Here is a 16953-nt window from a genome sequence, read left to right on the forward strand (position 1 = left end):
GTGTCGGTCATGGTCAAGCTGATCTCGCCGATCGCCATGGATGAGGGCCTGCGCTTCGCGATCCGCGAAGGTGGCCGCACCGTCGGCGCCGGCGTCGTCGCCAAGGTCATCGCCTGATCAATGGTAAGATTAAGCCCGGCGGGCCGTTCGCGGACCGTCGGGCCCTGGTTCTGCGGCCCCTGCCAGGCTTCGTGCCGGGCGGGGGCCGCGGCATTTCGGCGCGGCGCTCCGGGGATGTTCATGGCATGACGCCCACCGTCGGCATGTCGCGCATTTCCGGGCAAAATGCTGTCGAAAGCCCCTCGACAAGCGGGGCATGACGCGCTAGAAGGATGGCCCGTCCGCACCTGCGGATGACGGTGATCCTTGCCCGCCTGAGACATCTGGTCTGTCGGGTCGGGATCTGTCCTTCGGGCAGGCCGTGATCTTTGAAGGGCGCGATGTGTCCGGGCAACCGGGTGCGATCCGCGCGGCGGTGTAGGAGTGTAGCTCAATGGTAGAGCACCGGTCTCCAAAACCGGGGGCTGGGGGTTCGAGTCCCTCCACTCCTGCCATCCTTGTCGTCCGTGCGTGCGTGCGCCTGACCTCACGGCCGTCGATCTGATCGGCGGCAGATCCGGAACAGAGTAGCCATGGCCAAGACATCCCCCGGCGAATTCGTGCGCCAGGTTCGTCAGGAAGCGCGCCGCGTGACCTGGCCGACCCGCAAGGAAACGCTGATCACCACCGCCACCGTCTTCGTGATGGTGTTCGTCGCGGCGATGTTCTTCTTCGCCGCCGATCAGGTGATCGCCTGGGGCGTGCGGTTGATTCTCGGCCTCGGCGCCTGACCTTCATCGGAGACGGCACCATGGCGAGCAACTGGTACATCATCCACGTCTATTCGGGCTTCGAGAAGAAGGTCGCCCAGTCGATCCGCGAACAGGCTGTCCGCAAGGGCATGGAAGGCCTGCTTGAAGAGGTCCTGGTGCCGTCCGAGGATATCGTCGAGGTCCGTCGCGGCGTGAAGGTCAACACCGAGCGCAAGTTCTTCCCCGGCTATGTGCTGGTGAAGATGGAGCTGACCGACGACACCTGGCATCTGGTCAAGGACACCCCGAAGGTGACCGGCTTCCTGGGCGGCGGCGGCACCCGCCCGGTGCCGATCACCCAGGCGGAAGCCGACCGGATCATCAATCAGGTCAAGGAAGGCGTCGAGCGCCCGAAGCCGTCGATCACCTTCGAGATCGGCGAGCAGGTCCGGGTCTCGGACGGCCCCTTCACCTCGTTCAACGGTGTCGTCGAGGATGTCGACGACGAGCGGTCGCGGCTCAAGGTCGCCGTGTCGATCTTCGGCCGCTCGACCCCGGTGGAGCTGGAATTCTCTCAGGTCGAGAAGGTCTGAGGCGAGAGCCAGACAACAAGTTTCGGGCGAGGCGGGGCCGCAAGGCGCTGCGTCGCCCGCATCCGTTCGGCCCGCACGGGCCGGCATCCGTCTGGCCCGCAGGGGCTGGCGGCGACGATCAGCGGGAGGTCCGGCCAGGGCCTGCGACCGCTACCCCTGTCTGACAAGAAGGGTCCAGACACATGGCAAAGAAGATTACCGGCTATGTCCGGCTTCAGGTGCCGGCCGGCAAGGCGAACCCCTCGCCGCCGATCGGCCCCGCGCTGGGTCAGCGCGGCCTGAACATCATGGAGTTCTGCAAGGCGTTCAACGCGCAGACCCAGGGTATGGAAGTCGGCATGCCGATCCCGGTGGTCATCACGGCCTACCAGGACCGCAGCTTCACCTTCATCATGAAGAAGCCGCCGGTTTCCTACTATATCAAGAAGGCCGCCGGCATTTCCAAGGGCGGTGCCACCCCCGGCAAGGCCGAGGCCGGTTCCATCACTCTGGAGCAGATCGCCAAGATCGCCGAAGAGAAGATGGTCGACCTGAACGCGACCGATCTCGACGGCGCGGTTCAGATGGTGAAGGGCTCGGCCCGTTCCATGGGCCTCGTGGTGGTGGAGTGATCTGATGGCGTTCCACGGCAAGCGACTGAAGCAGGCCCGCGCGACCGTCGATCGCGAGACCCTCTACGGGCTCGACGAGGCGGTGGCGATGGTGAAGGCCAATGCGTCCGCGAAGTTCGACGAGACCGTCGAGGTTGCGGTCGGCCTGGGTGTTGATCCGCGCCATGCCGACCAGATGGTCCGTGGCGTGGTGCTGCTGCCCAACGGCACCGGCAAGAGCGTCCGCGTGGCGGTGTTCGCCCGCGGCGACAAGGCTGAAGAGGCCCGTGCGGCCGGCGCCGACGTTGTCGGCGCGGAAGATCTGGCCGAAGAGATCCTCGGCGGCAAGATCGACTTCGAGCGCGCGATCGCGACCCCGGACATGATGCCGATCGTCGGCCGTCTGGGCCGCGTCCTCGGCCCCCGCGGTCTGATGCCGAACCCGAAGCTCGGCACGGTCACCCCGAACGTCGCCGATGCGGTCAAGGCCGCCAAGGCCGGTCAGGTTGAATTCCGCGTCGAGAAGGCCGGCATCATCCATGGCGGCGTCGGCAAGGCAAGCTTCGACGAGGCCGCCCTGATCCAGAACATCCGCGCCTTCGTGGATGCGCTGGTCAAGGCCAAGCCGACCGGCGCCAAGGGCACCTATCTCCGCCGGGTGGCGCTCAGCTCCACCATGGGGCCGGGTGTCCGCGTCGACGTGGCCAACTTCTCGACCCAGCAGGATCCGCGCGGCGGCAACGCTGCCTGATCATGGCTGATCTGCCGTGCGGCGGTGTCCAGCCCACCGCACGGCACGCGTTTCCGCCGGCCACTGATCTTTCGGGATCGGCTGCCGGCGACCAGAGACCGTCCTGTCCGAGACGGCAGGTGCCCCGGGTGACCGGGGCCTAAAGGGGGCGACCCCGCCTGTCCAGACGGCGAGAAATCGATCCGGCACGGCCCGTCTACACGGCCGATCCGGGCGGTTCGCAAACTCGCGGCAGGTGCGGACGGTGCCGCAAGGCACCACCGAGCCGTGATGCGGCCAGCCATGTCGCCACCCGCCGGGCATCTGCCGGGCGGGATGGGGCAGGGGGACGCCGCATCACATGGTAACCCACACGCGGAGACGAACCGTGGATCGTGCAAGCAAGGAAGAGCTGGTCGCCCAACTGCGCCAGTCCTTCACGTCCGCGGGCGTCGTGGTGGTGACCCATTACCGGGGCCTGACGGTGGCTGAGTCCACCCGGCTGCGGCTTGGGATGCGTGAAGTCGGCGCATCCTTCAAGGTCACCAAGAACACGCTCGCCCGCCTGGCACTCCAGGGAACGGCTTTCGAGGACATCACCCCGCTGTTCAACGGTCCGACCGCCATTGCGGTGTCGGCGGATCCGGTGGCGGCGGCCAAGGCCGTGATGAAGTTCGCCAAGACCAACGACAAGCTCGTGGTCGTCGGCGGCGGCATCATCGGTCAGTCCCTCGACGCCGCCGGCATCAAGGCCCTCGCGGACCTGCCGTCGCTCGACGAACTGCGCGGCAAGCTCATCGGTGTGCTTCAGGCACCGGCAAGCCGCATCGTCGGTGTGCTGCAGGCCCCCGGCGCCCAGGTTGCCCGGGTCCTCAAGGCCTATGCCGAGAAGGACCAGGAGGCAGCCTGATTGTCAGGCAGCCTTTCCCCGGACGTACAGACATCATCATGACCAGCCGCCATCACGGCGCATATGGACCGGCAGCCCCACGGCGCCGGACCCTGGCTCTGACGGCTGGATCACCCGGATCGAAGTTCAGGAGTTACGAAAATGGCCGATCTCAATCGCCTTGTTGACGAGCTGTCCGCCCTCACCGTGATCGAGGCCGCCGAGCTGTCGAAGCTGCTCGAAGAGAAGTGGGGCGTGTCCGCCGCGGCCCCGGTCGCCGCCGTCGCCGCCGTCGCCGAGGCCGCTGCCCCGGTCGAGGAGAAGACCGAGTTCGACGTGATCCTCACCGACGCCGGTGACAAGAAGATCAACGTCATCAAGGAAGTCCGTGCCATCACCGGCCTTGGCCTGAAGGAAGCCAAGGATCTGGTCGAAGGCGCGCCGAAGGCGGTGAAGGAAGCGGTGACCAAGGACGAGGCCGCTACCATCAAGAAGAAGCTGGAAGAGGCCGGTGCCAAGGTCGACGTGAAGTAATCACGCCGACTTGCGTACCGCTCCTTCGGAGCGATCCGGCCGCCGGTCTTCGCGACCGGCGGCCGCTGCGCCGCCCGATCCCGGTTCCGGGGCGGGCGGCGTTGCCTTGCCCGGATGTGGTCGCCCGTCCCTCCTCGTGGGGCGGTTGAGGCTGTGCAGAAAGTGCTTCCATCCCAGGGGTGGTTCGGGTATATTTCCAGGCTCGCAAGTAGTGACAGGCAGCTTTGGCACCGCGGCAGGCTGGACTCAAACGGCATCTACTTACGGGTTTCATCGGGCGTCATGCGGGATCCGGCATGGCGCCGCAACCGCTTGCGTATCGGCCAACGGGAAACCGGCGGCGACATGCAGGCGATCGTCCCTCGGCGGAGGACGCGATCCCGTCATGGGCGGGCACGCAACGGGACTTGATGATGGATGGCTGGTCGGCTCATCGCGACGTGCGCATGCATGTCGGCGAGTGCCGGCCGTTTTCGTCAGCCAGGGTCTGTCCGACGGTCTGCCCGACGCAGTCCGACTGCCTTAGAGGGCGATGAGTGCTGGATCGACCGATCGGGGATGGCCGGATATATGCCGGGATCCCGCGATCGGGGCGAGCGCATGAATTGACGGCGCTGACGCCGTAGAAAAACGGTTCGAGAGGAACGACGATGGCATACTCGTTTACGGGTCGCAAGCGCGTTCGGAAGAGCTTCGGTCGCATTCCCGAAGTCACGACGCTGCCGAACCTGATCGAGGTCCAGAAGAAGTCGTACGATCAGTTCCTTCAGCTCGACGCCGATCCGGCCCAGCGCCCGGACAGCGGCTTGCAGGGCGTGTTCAAGTCGGTTTTCCCGATCAAGGACTTCTCCGACCGCGCGACTTTGGAGTTTGTGCGGTACGAGCTTGAGACCCCCAAGTTCGATGTCGAGGAATGCCAGCAGCGCGGCATGACCTTCGCCGCGCCGCTGAAGGTGACGCTGCGTCTGGTCGTGTGGGACATCGACGAAGACACCGGCGCCCGGTCGATCCGCGACATCAAGGAGCAGGACGTCTACATGGGCGATATGCCGCTCATGACGGACAAGGGCACCTTTATCGTCAACGGCACCGAGCGGGTCATCGTCAGCCAGATGCACCGGTCGCCCGGCGTGTTCTTCGACCATGACCGTGGCAAGACCCATGCATCGGGCAAGCTGCTCTATGCGGCGCGTATCATTCCCTATCGCGGTTCCTGGCTCGACTTCGAGTTCGACGCGAAGGATCTGGTCTATGTGCGGATCGACCGGCGTCGCAAGCTGCCGTCGACCACGCTGCTGCGCGCGCTCGGTTTCAACAACGAGCAGGTGCTGTCGACCTTCTACAACACCATCGTCTATGAACGCAGCGCCAAGGGCTGGCAGACGCCGTTCGCGGAAGAGCGGCTGCGCGGCATCAAGCTGGCCCGCGACCTGATCGACGCCGAGACCGGCGAGGTCGTCGCTGAGGCCGGTCGCAAGCTGGCGCCGCGGGTGATCCGCAAGCTGGTTGAAAGCGGTCTGAAGTCGTTCCTGGTGTCGCCGGAAGACCTGATCGGCGCCTATGCCGGCGAAGACATCATCGATGAAAATACCGGCGAAGTGCTGGTCGAGGCGGGCGACGAGCTGACCGCCGAGCATCTGGTGAAGCTGGAAGAGCTGGGCATCACCCGCCTGCCGACGCTGGCGATCGACCACATCAACATCGGCGCCTATATGCGCAACACGTTGATGCTGGACCGCAACGACACCCGCGACGAAGCGCTGATGAACATCTACCGGGTGATGCGCCCGGGCGAGCCGCCGACCCCTGAGACCGCCGAGGCCCTGTTCGAGAGCCTGTTCTTCGACAGCGAGCGCTATGATCTCTCGGCCGTCGGCCGGGTGAAGATGAACATGCGCCTCAGCCTCGATACCGACGACAGCGTCCGGGTTCTGCGCCGCGAGGATATTCTCGCGGTGATCAAGACCCTGGTCGATCTGAAGGACGGCAAGGGCGAGATCGACGACATCGATCATCTCGGCAACCGTCGCGTGCGGTCGGTCGGCGAGCTGATGGAGAACCAGTACCGCATCGGTCTGCTGCGCATGGAGCGGGCGATCAAGGAGCGGATGGGCTCGGTCGACATCGAGTCGGTCATGCCGCACGACCTGATCAACGCCAAGCCGGCCGCCGCCGCGGTGCGTGAATTCTTTGGCTCGTCGCAGCTGTCGCAGTTCATGGACCAGACCAATCCGCTGTCCGAGATCACCCATAAGCGCCGCCTGTCGGCCCTGGGCCCAGGCGGTCTGACCCGTGAACGCGCCGGCTTCGAAGTCCGCGACATTCATCCGACGCATTACGGCCGCATCTGCCCGATCGAGACGCCGGAAGGCCCGAATATCGGTCTGATCAACAGCCTGGCCACCTATGCGCGGGTGAACAAATACGGCTTCATCGAAAGCCCCTATCGCAAGGTGATCGACGGTCGCGTCAGCGACGAGGTCGTGTACCTGTCGGCGATGGAGGAAGGCCGCTACACGATCGCGCAGGCGAATGCGGATCTTGACGAAGAGGGCCGTTTCACCAGCGAACTGGTCACCTGCCGCGAGATGGGTGAATTCGTGATGTCGCCGCGTGAACAGATCACGCATATCGACGTCTCGCCCAAGCAGCTGGTGTCGGTCGCGGCCTCGCTGATCCCGTTCCTCGAGAACGACGACGCGAACCGCGCGCTGATGGGCTCGAACATGCAGCGTCAGGCGGTGCCGCTGATCCGCTCGGAGGCGCCGCTGGTCGGCACCGGCATCGAGCCGATCGTGGCCCGCGATTCGGGCGTGGCCCTGGCCGCGCGCCGGGGTGGCGTGATCGATCAGGTCGATGCGACCCGTATCGTGATCCGCGTCACCGATGGTGACGGCGCCACCAACGGCGTCGACATCTACAAGCTGTCGAAGTTCCAGCGCTCGAACCAGAACACCTGCATCAATCAGCGTCCGCTGGTGAAGGTGGGTGAGAAGATCGTGGCCGGCGACATCATCGCCGATGGCCCGTCGACCGAACTTGGCGACCTCGCCCTCGGCCGGAACGTGCTCGTCGCGTTCATGCCGTGGATGGGCTACAACTTCGAGGACTCGATCCTCATCTCGGAACGCATCGTCTCGGACGATGTCTTCACCTCGATCCATATCGAGGAATTCGAGGTGATGGCCCGTGACACGAAGCTGGGCCCTGAGGAAATCACCCGCGACATCCCGAATGTCGGTGAGGAAGGCCTCCGCAATCTGGACGAGGCCGGCATCACCTATATCGGGGCCGAAGTGAAGGCCGGCGACATCCTGGTCGGTAAGGTCACGCCCAAGGGCGAAAGCCCGATGACCCCGGAAGAAAAGCTGCTGCGCGCGATCTTCGGCGAGAAGGCGGCGAATGTCCGCGACACCTCGCTGCGTGTCCCGCCGGGGGTGACCGGCACGGTCGTCGAGGTGCGGGTGTTCTCGCGTCGCGGCGTCGACAAGGACCAGCGCGCCCTGGCGATCGAGCGTGAAGAGATCGACCGTCTGGCCAAGGACCGCGACGACGAACGCGCGATTCTGGAACGCAACGCCTATCGCCAGCTCCGCGATCTGCTCGACGGTCAGAAGATCGTCGGCGGCCCGCGCGGCATCCGCGCCGGTGAGATCATCACCGACGAGGTGCTGGGCAGCTTCACCCGTGGCCAGTGGTGGCAGATCGCCGTCGCCGACGAGGCGCGGATGGTCGATATCGAGGCGGTGAAGAAGCAGCTCGACCAGCGGGTCGATCTGCTTCAGAAGCGCTTCGAGAACAAGGTCGAGAAGCTGCAGCGCGGCGACGAGCTGCCGCCCGGCGTGCTCAAGATGGTCAAGGTCTTCATCGCCGTGAAGCGCAAGCTTCAGCCCGGCGACAAGATGGCCGGCCGTCATGGCAACAAGGGCGTCATCTCGCGGATCATGCCGATCGAGGACATGCCCTATCTGGAAGATGGCGGCAATGTCGACATCGTGCTGAACCCGCTGGGCGTGCCCAGCCGCATGAATGTCGGTCAGATCCTGGAAACGCATCTGGGCTGGGCCTCGGCCGGGCTCGGTCGCAAGATCGGCAAGATCGTCGAGGAAATGGGCCGCGGCCAGACCACCGACGACCTGCGTGGCTATCTCAAGCACGTCTATGAGCGTGAGAGCGATTGCCGCGAGATCGACGACATGTCCGAGCCCGACCTGATGGAGCTGGCCGGCAACCTGAAGCGCGGCGTGCCGATGGCGACGCCGGTGTTCGACGGTGCCAACGAGGCGGATGTGGTGCGCATGCTGGAAGAGGCCGGGCTCGACAGCTCCGGTCAGGTCCAGTTGATCGACGGCCGGACGGGCGAGCCCTTCGACCGCAAGGTCACGGTCGGCTACATCTATATGCTGAAGCTGCACCATCTGGTCGACGACAAGATCCACGCCCGGTCCATCGGCCCCTACAGCCTCGTCACCCAGCAGCCGCTGGGCGGCAAGGCGCATTTCGGCGGTCAGCGGTTCGGTGAAATGGAAGTGTGGGCGCTCCAGGCCTATGGCGCCGCCTATACGCTCCAGGAAATGCTGACGGTGAAATCCGACGACGTTTCCGGCCGTACCAAGATCTACGAGGCGATCGTCAAGGGTGACGACACCTTCGAGGCGGGTATCCCTGAGAGCTTCAACGTGCTCGTCAAGGAAATCCAGGCCCTCGGCCTCGATGTCGAACTGGTCCGGAACGACTGACGCCATCGGCCCGGCCGATCTCCGGCGCGGCGGATGGATATGGCTGCCATATCCGCCCGTCGCGCCGTCCGCACTCCGCAGATCCTGCGGAAGCCGCGCTAAGGGAGAGCGACTTTCCCATGAACAATGACGTGCTCAATCTGTTCGGCTTCGGTTCGGGGGCGCAGTCCTTCGACGCGATCCGGATCTCCATCGCCAGCCCGGAGAAGATCCGGTCCTGGTCGTATGGCGAGGTCAAGAAGCCCGAGACGATCAACTACCGCACGTTCAAGCCCGAGCGGGACGGCCTGTTCTGCGCGCGCATCTTCGGTCCGATCAAGGACTATGAGTGCTTGTGCGGCAAGTACAAGCGCATGAAGCATCGCGGCATCGTCTGCGAGAAGTGCGGCGTCGAGGTCATTCAGGCCAAGGTGCGGCGCGAGCGCATGGGCCATATCGAACTGGCCTCGCCCGTTGCCCATATCTGGTTCCTGAAGTCGCTGCCGTCGCGCATCGGCCTGCTGCTCGACATGACGCTGAAGGACATCGAACGGGTTCTCTATTTCGAGAATTACGTGGTGATGGAACCCGGCCTCACCCCGCTCAAGCAGCATCAACTGCTGACGGAAGAGCAGTTCATGCGGGCGCAGGAAGAATACGGTCCGGACAGTTTCCAGGCCGGCATCGGCGCCGAAGCCATCCGCGACATGCTGAAGCAGCTCGATCTCGACCGCGAAAGCGACGAGATGCGGGTCGAACTGGTCGAGACCAGTTCGGAGGCCAAGCGCAAGAAGCTGGTGAAGCGGCTGAAGCTTCTGGAATCGTTCATCGAGTCGGAAAACCGGCCCGAGTGGATGATTCTTGAGGTCGTGCCGGTCATCCCGCCGGATCTGCGCCCGCTGGTGCCGCTGGATGGCGGCCGCTTCGCAACCTCGGACCTGAACGACCTGTACCGCCGGGTGATCAACCGCAACAACCGCCTGAAGCGGCTGCTGGAACTGCGCGCGCCCGACATCATCGTGCGCAACGAAAAGCGCATGCTCCAGGAAGCGGTCGACGCCCTGTTCGACAACGGCCGTCGCGGTCGCGTCATCACCGGCGCCAACAAGCGGCCGCTGAAGTCGCTGTCCGACATGCTGAAGGGCAAGCAGGGCCGGTTCCGTCAGAACCTGCTCGGCAAGCGCGTCGACTATTCGGGCCGCTCGGTCATCGTGGTGGGCCCGGAGCTGAAGCTCCATCAGTGCGGCCTGCCGAAGAAGATGGCGCTGGAGCTGTTCAAGCCGTTCATCTACTCGAAGCTCGAACTCTATGGCCTCGCCACCACCATCAAGGCGGCGAAGCGCATGGTCGAGAAGGAGCGTCCGGAAGTCTGGGACGTTCTCGACGAGGTGATCCGCGAACATCCGGTGTTCCTGAACCGCGCGCCGACCCTGCATCGTCTGGGCATTCAGGCGTTCGAGCCGGTGCTGATCGAAGGCAAGGCGATCCAGCTGCATCCGCTGGTCTGCTCGGCGTTCAACGCCGACTTCGACGGCGACCAGATGGCGGTTCACGTGCCGCTGTCGATCGAGGCGCAGCTCGAAGCCCGCGTGCTCATGATGTCGACCAACAACATCCTGAGCCCGGCCAACGGCAAGCCGATCATCGTGCCGTCGCAGGACATCGTGCTCGGGCTCTATTATCAGACCCAGGTCGGCGACAATGAACAGGGCGAGGGCATGACCTTCGCGGATGTGGGCGAGATCGATCAGGCGCTCGACGCCGGCGTGGTCAGCCTGCATGCCAAGATCCGTTGCCGCTATCGCACGGTCGATGACGACAACAATCCGATCACGGTCATCGTGGACGCGACCCCGGGCCGCATGCTGCTGTCCGAGATCCTGCCGCGGAACCCTCGGATCAAGTTCGATCTGATCAACCGGGTTCTGACCAAGAAGGAAATCACCAACGTCATCGATGCCGTCTACCGCCACTGCGGTCAGAAGGAAACGGTGATTTTCTGCGACCGGCTGATGGCGCTCGGCTTCCGCCGCGCGGCGCGCGCCGGCATCTCGTTCGGCAAGGACGACATGATCGTGCCGTCCGAGAAGGCGGAACTGGTCAGTGTCACCACCGAAGAGGTGAAGCAGTACGAGACCCAGTATCAGGAAGGCCTGATCACCAAGGGCGAGAAGTACAACAAGGTCGTCGACGCCTGGGCGAAGTGCACCGATCAGGTCGCGGACGCCATGATGCGGGTCATCTCGGGTCAGGGTCAGGAGGGGCCGGCCAAAAGCCCGCGCCACATGAACTCGATCTATATGATGGCGCATTCCGGCGCCCGTGGTTCGGCGGCCCAGATGAAGCAGCTTGCGGGTATGCGCGGCCTGATGGCCAAGCCCTCGGGCGAAATCATCGAGACGCCGATCATCGCGAACTTCAAAGAGGGCCTGTCGGTTCTCGAATACTTCAACTCCACCCATGGCGCACGTAAGGGCCTGGCCGATACGGCGCTCAAGACCGCGAACTCGGGTTACCTCACCCGCCGTCTCGTCGATGTGGCGCAGGATTGCGTCATCACCGAGGAAGATTGCGGCACCGAGCAGGGCCTGATGACCCGCGCCGTCATCGACGGCGGCGTGGTCATCGAGACCCTGTCCGATCGCATCCTGGGCCGGACCGCCGCCGAGGCCGTCACCCATCCCTCGACGGGTGCGGTGGTGGTCGCCGCCGGCGAACTGATCGACGAGGCGGTCGTCGAGCGCGTCGAGACCGCCGGTGTCGAGGCGATCCGCATCCGCTCGGTGCTGACCTGCGAGAGCGGGCACGGCGTCTGCGGCGCCTGCTATGGCCGCGATCTGGCCCGTGGCACCAAGGTGAACATCGGTGAGGCGGTCGGCGTCATCGCGGCGCAGTCGATCGGCGAGCCGGGCACGCAGCTCACCATGCGGACCTTCCATATCGGCGGCGCCGCCCAGCGTGGCGCGGTCGTGTCCAGCATCGAGGCCAATTACGAAGGCCGCGTGCAGGTGGTGAACCGCAACGTGGTCAAGGACAGCCAGGGTGCCCTGGTCGTCATGGCCCGTAACCTCGAAGTGGTGCTGCTGGCCGAGGACGGCCGCGAAAAGGCCCGCCACAAGGTGCCTTATGGTGGTCGTCTGTTCGTCGACGAGGGCCAGATGGTGACCGCCGGCCAGAAACTGGCCGACTGGGATCCGTATACGGTGCCGATCATCACCGAGACGACGGGTGTCGCGCATTACGTCGATCTGGTCGACAGCATCTCGCTGCTGGAACGGATGGACGAAGCCACCGGCATCGCCAACAAGGTGGTGATCGACTGGCGTCAGCAGCCCCGCGGTGCGGATCTGCGGCCGCGTATCACTCTGCGTGACGCGCAGGGTGAGGTTCTGACCCTGCCGAACGGCATGGAAGCCCGCTATTTTATGAGTGTGGATGCCGTGCTGTCGGTCGAGAATGGCCAGAAGGTGAATGCCGGCGACGTTCTGGCGCGTATCCCGCGTGAGAGCAGCAAGACGCGCGACATCACCGGTGGTCTGCCGCGCGTCGCCGAGCTGTTCGAGGCCCGCAAGCCCAAGGATCATGCGGTCATCGCGGAAATCCAGGGCAAGGTGGAATTCGGTCGCGACTACAAGAGCAAGCGCCGCATCCTGATCGTGCCGGACGAGGCGGACCAGGAGGCACGCGAGTATCTGGTGCCGAAGGGCAAGCATCTGACGGTCCAGGAAGGCGACTATGTCCGCCGCGGCGACCTGCTGATGGACGGCAACCCGGTGCCCCACGACATCCTGCGCGTGCTGGGTGTCGAGGAGCTGGCCTCCTATCTGATCAACGAGATCCAGGAGGTCTACCGGCTGCAGGGCGTGAAGATCAACGACAAGCACATCGAGGTGATCGTCCGCCAGATGCTGCAGAAGGTCGAGATCCTGGATGCGGGCGACACCACCTTCCTGCTCGGCGAGCAGGTCGACCGGTTCGAGTTCGACCAGATCAACAACCGCGTCCGCAACCGCAATGCCGAGCGACTGCTGGGCGAGGGCGGCGAGCGTCTGCCCGACATGCGCGAAGCGCGTGCCGAGCCGGTGCTGCAGGGCATCACCAAGGCCTCGCTGCTGACCCGGTCGTTCATCTCCGCGGCCTCGTTCCAGGAAACCACCCGCGTGCTCACCGAGGCGGCCACGGCCGGCAAGATGGACACGCTGGACGGCTTGAAGGAGAACGTCATCGTCGGCCGCCTGATCCCGGCCGGCACCGGTGCCGCGGTCAATCGGCTGAAGTCGATCGCCGCCAACCGTGACAAGGCACTGCTGGACAAGCATGGCCCGGAAGACGCCTCGCAGGCGCTGACCGCGGCCGACGTCTCCGGCGCTGCCGAGTGACGCTGATGACGCACTGACCCCGACCGGAAGGCCGGCATGACGCCCCGCGAGGGGTGCCGTGACCTGATCGAGACGACCCCGCCTGTCCCCGACCTCTTCGGGTGGCCGGCGGGGTCGCTTCATGTGCGGGCAGGCGCGGGGCGACAAAGACCGGGGCGGCGAGACGGCCTGCATTGCGGATGACGCAGGGGGCGCATGCATCCGGAGGGTTGAGGAGGGGCCGACGGGATGAATCCGGCGCCAGTCCCGCACGATCCCTGAGGATTCCGCCAAGACCCGGAAACCCTTGCAGGTCAAGCCTTTTGGGGTTGACCAATGGAGGGGGCGCAACTAGTATGCGCGCTCACTTCGGGAGCTGGCGTGTGGGCTCCGAAGACGCTGCGTCTCTGACGCGGCACACCATACAGCACCGTCCATGCCGTAGGGGCCGGCGAAGACAGCCCCCGGAAGGCAAAGCCTTTTCCGAGCCGGCATTTGTGCCGTTGGCGGAAAAGCGGCTCTGCCCTCCGATCGTTTTTGTGTGGCCGCAAGGCCAAAAGTTTAGCGGGACCGATTGGATGCCCACAATCAATCAGCTGATCCGCAAGCCGCGCCTGGCGCCGGTGGATCGGAACAAGGTGCCTGCCCTTGAGGCATGCCCCCAGAAGCGTGGTGTCTGCACCCGCGTGTACACCACCACCCCGAAGAAGCCGAACTCGGCGCTTCGTAAGGTGGCGCGCGTGCGCCTGACCAACAGCTTCGAGGTCACGAGCTACATTCCGGGTGAAGGTCACAACCTTCAGGAGCACTCGGTCGTGCTGATCCGCGGCGGTCGCGTCAAGGACCTCCCCGGCGTGCGCTACCACATCCTTCGCGGCACGCTGGATACCCAGGGCGTCAAGAATCGTCGTCAGCGTCGTTCGAAGTACGGCGCGAAGCGGCCGAAGTAATCCGGCCCAGGAGAGGTTGATCCCATGTCCCGTCGTCATGCCGCCGAAAAGCGTCAGATTCTTCCGGATCCGAAGTTCGGTGACGCCGTCGTCAGCAAGTTCATGAACGTGCTGATGTACGACGGCAAGAAGTCGGTCGCGGAAGCGATCGTCTACGGTGCCTTCGATCTGATCGAGCAGAAGACCCGCCAGGAAGGCGTGCGCGTTTTCCACGAGGCGCTCGACAATGTGCGCCCCTCGGTCGAGGTGAAGAGCCGCCGTGTCGGTGGCGCCACCTATCAGGTGCCGGTCGAGGTTCGCCCCGATCGCGCCCAGGCCCTGTCCATCCGCTGGCTGATCGCCGCCGCCCGCAATCGTTCCGAGAACACTGCGGTCGAGCGTCTCGCCGGTGAACTGCTCGATGCCGCGCAGAGCCGTGGCACCGCAATCAAGAAGCGCGAAGATACCCACCGCATGGCGGACGCCAACAAGGCGTTCTCGCATTATCGCTGGTAACGGGTCGGCCGTCTCTTAAACCCCCAGTTTCCTGGACGCGAACATGGCACGCACGACGCCCATCGAGGCCTACCGCAACATCGGCATCATGGCGCACATCGATGCCGGCAAGACGACGACGACCGAGCGCATCCTCTATTACACCGGCCGGTCCCACAAGATCGGTGAGGTGCACGAGGGTGCGGCCACGATGGACTGGATGGAACAGGAGCAGGAGCGCGGCATCACCATCACGTCGGCCGCGACGACCTGCTACTGGAACGACCATCGGATCAACATCATCGACACCCCGGGCCACGTTGACTTCACCATCGAGGTGGAGCGTTCGCTCCGCGTTCTCGACGGCGCGGTCGCCGTGTTCGACAGTGTCGCGGGCGTTGAGCCGCAGTCGGAAACGGTGTGGCGCCAGGCGGACAAGTATCGGGTTCCGCGCATCTGCTTCGTCAACAAGATGGATCGGATGGGTGCCAACTTCTACCGCTGCGTCGACATGATGGTCGACCGGCTCGGCGCCGTGCCCCTGGTCCTCAGCCTGCCGATCGGTTCCGAGGCGGAATATGCCGGCATCGTCGATCTGATCAAGATGAAGGCGATCGTCTGGAAGGACGAGAACCTCGGCGCCGAATTCGAGGAGCGCGACATCCCGGCCGACATGGCCGACCGCGCGGAAGAGTACCGGCAGAAGCTGGTCGAAACCGCGGTCGAAGCCGATGACGTCGTGTTGGAAGCCTATCTGGAAGGCAACGAGCCCGACATCGCCACGCTGAAGCGCTGCGTCCGCAAGGGCACGCTCGCACGTCAGTTCGTGCCGGTGATCAACGGCTCCGCCTTCAAGAACAAGGGCGTTCAGCCGCTGCTCGACGCCGTCATCGACTATCTGCCGTCGCCGACCGACGTGCCGCCGGTCAATGGCACCGCCGTGGATGACCCCGAGGTCGTCATGACCCGTGAGAGCCGCGACGACGTGCCGTTCTCGGCGCTGGCCTTCAAGATCATGTCGGACCCCTTCGTTGGCTCGCTGACCTATATCCGGATCTATTCGGGTGTGGTGGAAAGCGGTTCCTATGTGCTCAACACCGTCAAGGGTGATCGCGAGCGCGTCGGCCGCATGCTGCTGATGCATGCCAACAGCCGTGAAGACGTCAAGGAAGCCCGTGCGGGCGACATCGTGGCGCTCTGCGGCATGAAGGGCACCACCACCGGCGACACCATCTGCGCCTCGGATGCCAAGATCATCCTGGAGCGTATGGAGTTCCCGGATCCGGTGATCGAGGTTGCGGTCGAGCCGAAGACCAAGAGCGACCAGGAGAAGATGGGCCTCGCCCTGTCGCGTCTGGCGCAGGAGGATCCGTCCTTCCGCGTGTCGACCGACGAGGAGAGCGGCCAGACCGTGATCAAGGGGATGGGTGAACTCCATCTCGAGATCATCGTCGATCGCATGCGCCGCGAATTCAAGGTCGAGGCGAATGTCGGTCAGCCGCAGGTGGCCTATCGCGAGCGTTTCGGCCAGGCGGTGGAAGTCGACTACACCCATAAGAAGCAGACCGGCGGTTCCGGTCAGTTCGCACGGGTGAAGCTGAAATTCGAGCCGACCGAGGGCACCGAAGGCTTCGTGTTCACCAACAAGATCGTCGGCGGTTCGGTGCCGCGCGAATACGTCCCCGGCGTCCAGAAGGGCATCGAGTCCTGCCTGGGCAGCGGCGTGATCGCGGGCTTCCCGGTGGTCGACCTGCAGGCTCAGCTGATCGACGGCGCCTATCATGACGTCGACAGCTCGGTGCTGGCCTTCGAAATCGCGTCGCGGGCCGCGTTCCGTGAAGCCATGGCGAAGAGCCGTCCGGTGCTGCTTGAGCCGATCATGAAGGTCGAGGTTGTCACTCCCGACGACTACATGGGCGACATCATCGGCGATCTGAACAGCCGCCGTGGCCAGGTCACCAGCATGGACAGCCGCGGCAATGCCCGCGTCGTGAATGCCATGGTGCCGCTGTCCAGCATGTTCGGTTATGTGAACCAGTTGCGCTCCATGTCGCAGGGTCGCGCCCAGTACACGATGCAGTTTGACCATTACGAACCGGTTCCGCAGCACCTTGCGGACGAAGTGAAGACGAAGTTCGCGGGCTGATCCGCGGCTCATCGACCGGTTTGAGATAGTTTGGAAAGACGGAGACGAAGGCCATGGGTAAGGAAAAGTTCGAGCGCAGCAAGCCGCACGTGAACATCGGCACGATCGGTCACGTGGACCATGGCAAGACGACGCTGACCGCTGCGATCACGAAGGTTCTGGCGCTGACCGGTGGTGCGA

General features: G+C 64.6%; 13 protein-coding genes and 1 tRNA gene. All 14 read left to right on the forward strand.

What is annotated here, in order from left to right; translation table 11 throughout:
* Positions 1–117: EF-Tu C-terminal domain-related protein (locus WG924_RS27955; protein ID WP_493660859.1), on the forward strand; the 117-nt coding region annotated here is incomplete at its 5' end.
* Between the two features lie 362 nt (positions 118–479).
* A tRNA-Trp gene (locus WG924_RS27960) sits at positions 480–554 on the forward strand.
* A 78-nt stretch (positions 555–632) separates the two neighbouring features.
* On the forward strand, positions 633–830 hold the full coding sequence (gene secE, locus WG924_RS27965) for a preprotein translocase subunit SecE (protein ID WP_188577923.1): 198 nt from the start codon (positions 633–635) through the stop codon (positions 828–830).
* A 20-nt stretch (positions 831–850) separates the two neighbouring features.
* A complete protein-coding gene (gene nusG, locus WG924_RS27970; protein ID WP_188577925.1) occupies positions 851–1384 on the forward strand; it encodes a transcription termination/antitermination protein NusG in 534 nt (177 codons plus the stop codon).
* A 182-nt stretch (positions 1385–1566) separates the two neighbouring features.
* Positions 1567–1995, forward strand: a complete 429-nt coding sequence (rplK, locus tag WG924_RS27975) for a 50S ribosomal protein L11 (RefSeq protein ID WP_345936328.1) — start codon at positions 1567–1569, stop codon at positions 1993–1995.
* A 4-nt stretch (positions 1996–1999) separates the two neighbouring features.
* Positions 2000–2725: a 50S ribosomal protein L1 gene (rplA, locus tag WG924_RS27980; protein ID WP_345936329.1), complete on the forward strand. Its 726-nt coding sequence runs from the start codon at positions 2000–2002 to the stop codon at positions 2723–2725.
* A 367-nt stretch (positions 2726–3092) separates the two neighbouring features.
* Positions 3093–3614 carry a 50S ribosomal protein L10 gene (gene rplJ, locus WG924_RS27985; protein ID WP_188577930.1) on the forward strand — a complete coding sequence of 174 codons (522 nt, stop codon included), beginning with the start codon at positions 3093–3095 and terminating at the stop codon, positions 3612–3614.
* A gap of 141 nt (positions 3615–3755) precedes the next feature.
* Entirely contained in the window at positions 3756–4127 is a 372-nt protein-coding gene (rplL, locus tag WG924_RS27990; RefSeq protein ID WP_345936330.1) for a 50S ribosomal protein L7/L12, read from the forward strand.
* 650 nt (positions 4128–4777) lie between these two features.
* Complete coding sequence (gene rpoB, locus WG924_RS27995; RefSeq protein WP_345936331.1) at positions 4778–8866, forward strand: DNA-directed RNA polymerase subunit beta; 4089 nt, start codon at positions 4778–4780, stop codon at positions 8864–8866.
* A 119-nt stretch (positions 8867–8985) separates the two neighbouring features.
* Complete coding sequence (rpoC, locus tag WG924_RS28000) at positions 8986–13224, forward strand: DNA-directed RNA polymerase subunit beta' (protein WP_345936332.1); 4239 nt, start codon at positions 8986–8988, stop codon at positions 13222–13224.
* Positions 13225–13781: 557 nt separating this feature from the next.
* Positions 13782–14153, forward strand: a complete 372-nt coding sequence (rpsL, locus tag WG924_RS28005) for a 30S ribosomal protein S12 (protein WP_014746152.1) — start codon at positions 13782–13784, stop codon at positions 14151–14153.
* 24 nt (positions 14154–14177) lie between these two features.
* Complete coding sequence (gene rpsG, locus WG924_RS28010) at positions 14178–14648, forward strand: 30S ribosomal protein S7 (protein WP_188577939.1); 471 nt, start codon at positions 14178–14180, stop codon at positions 14646–14648.
* Between the two features lie 43 nt (positions 14649–14691).
* Positions 14692–16773 carry an elongation factor G gene (gene fusA / locus WG924_RS28015; RefSeq protein WP_345936333.1) on the forward strand — a complete coding sequence of 694 codons (2082 nt, stop codon included), beginning with the start codon at positions 14692–14694 and terminating at the stop codon, positions 16771–16773.
* A gap of 53 nt (positions 16774–16826) precedes the next feature.
* The coding region (locus tag WG924_RS28020) for a GTP-binding protein (protein WP_345935981.1) at positions 16827–16953 on the forward strand (127 nt) is incomplete at its 3' end.

The sequence above is a fragment of the Tistrella arctica genome (assembly GCF_039630945.1).
GTDB lineage: Bacteria > Pseudomonadota > Alphaproteobacteria > Tistrellales > Tistrellaceae > Tistrella > Tistrella bauzanensis.

Bases quoted from the DNA above. Each gene is read 5' to 3' on its own strand.
- rplK (WP_345936328.1), top strand. From the start codon at position 1,567: ATGGCAAAGAAGATTACCGGCTATGTCCGGCTTCAGGTGCCGGCCGGC.
- rpsL (WP_014746152.1), top strand. From the start codon at position 13,782: ATGCCCACAATCAATCAGCTGATCCGCAAGCCGCGCCTGGCGCCGGTG.
- nusG (WP_188577925.1), top strand. From the start codon at position 851: ATGGCGAGCAACTGGTACATCATCCACGTCTATTCGGGCTTCGAGAAG.
- rplA (WP_345936329.1), top strand. From the start codon at position 2,000: ATGGCGTTCCACGGCAAGCGACTGAAGCAGGCCCGCGCGACCGTCGAT.
- rpoB (WP_345936331.1), top strand. From the start codon at position 4,778: ATGGCATACTCGTTTACGGGTCGCAAGCGCGTTCGGAAGAGCTTCGGT.
- rpoC (WP_345936332.1), top strand. From the start codon at position 8,986: ATGAACAATGACGTGCTCAATCTGTTCGGCTTCGGTTCGGGGGCGCAG.
- fusA (WP_345936333.1), top strand. From the start codon at position 14,692: ATGGCACGCACGACGCCCATCGAGGCCTACCGCAACATCGGCATCATG.
- rplL (WP_345936330.1), top strand. From the start codon at position 3,756: ATGGCCGATCTCAATCGCCTTGTTGACGAGCTGTCCGCCCTCACCGTG.
- rpsG (WP_188577939.1), top strand. From the start codon at position 14,178: ATGTCCCGTCGTCATGCCGCCGAAAAGCGTCAGATTCTTCCGGATCCG.
- secE (WP_188577923.1), top strand. From the start codon at position 633: ATGGCCAAGACATCCCCCGGCGAATTCGTGCGCCAGGTTCGTCAGGAA.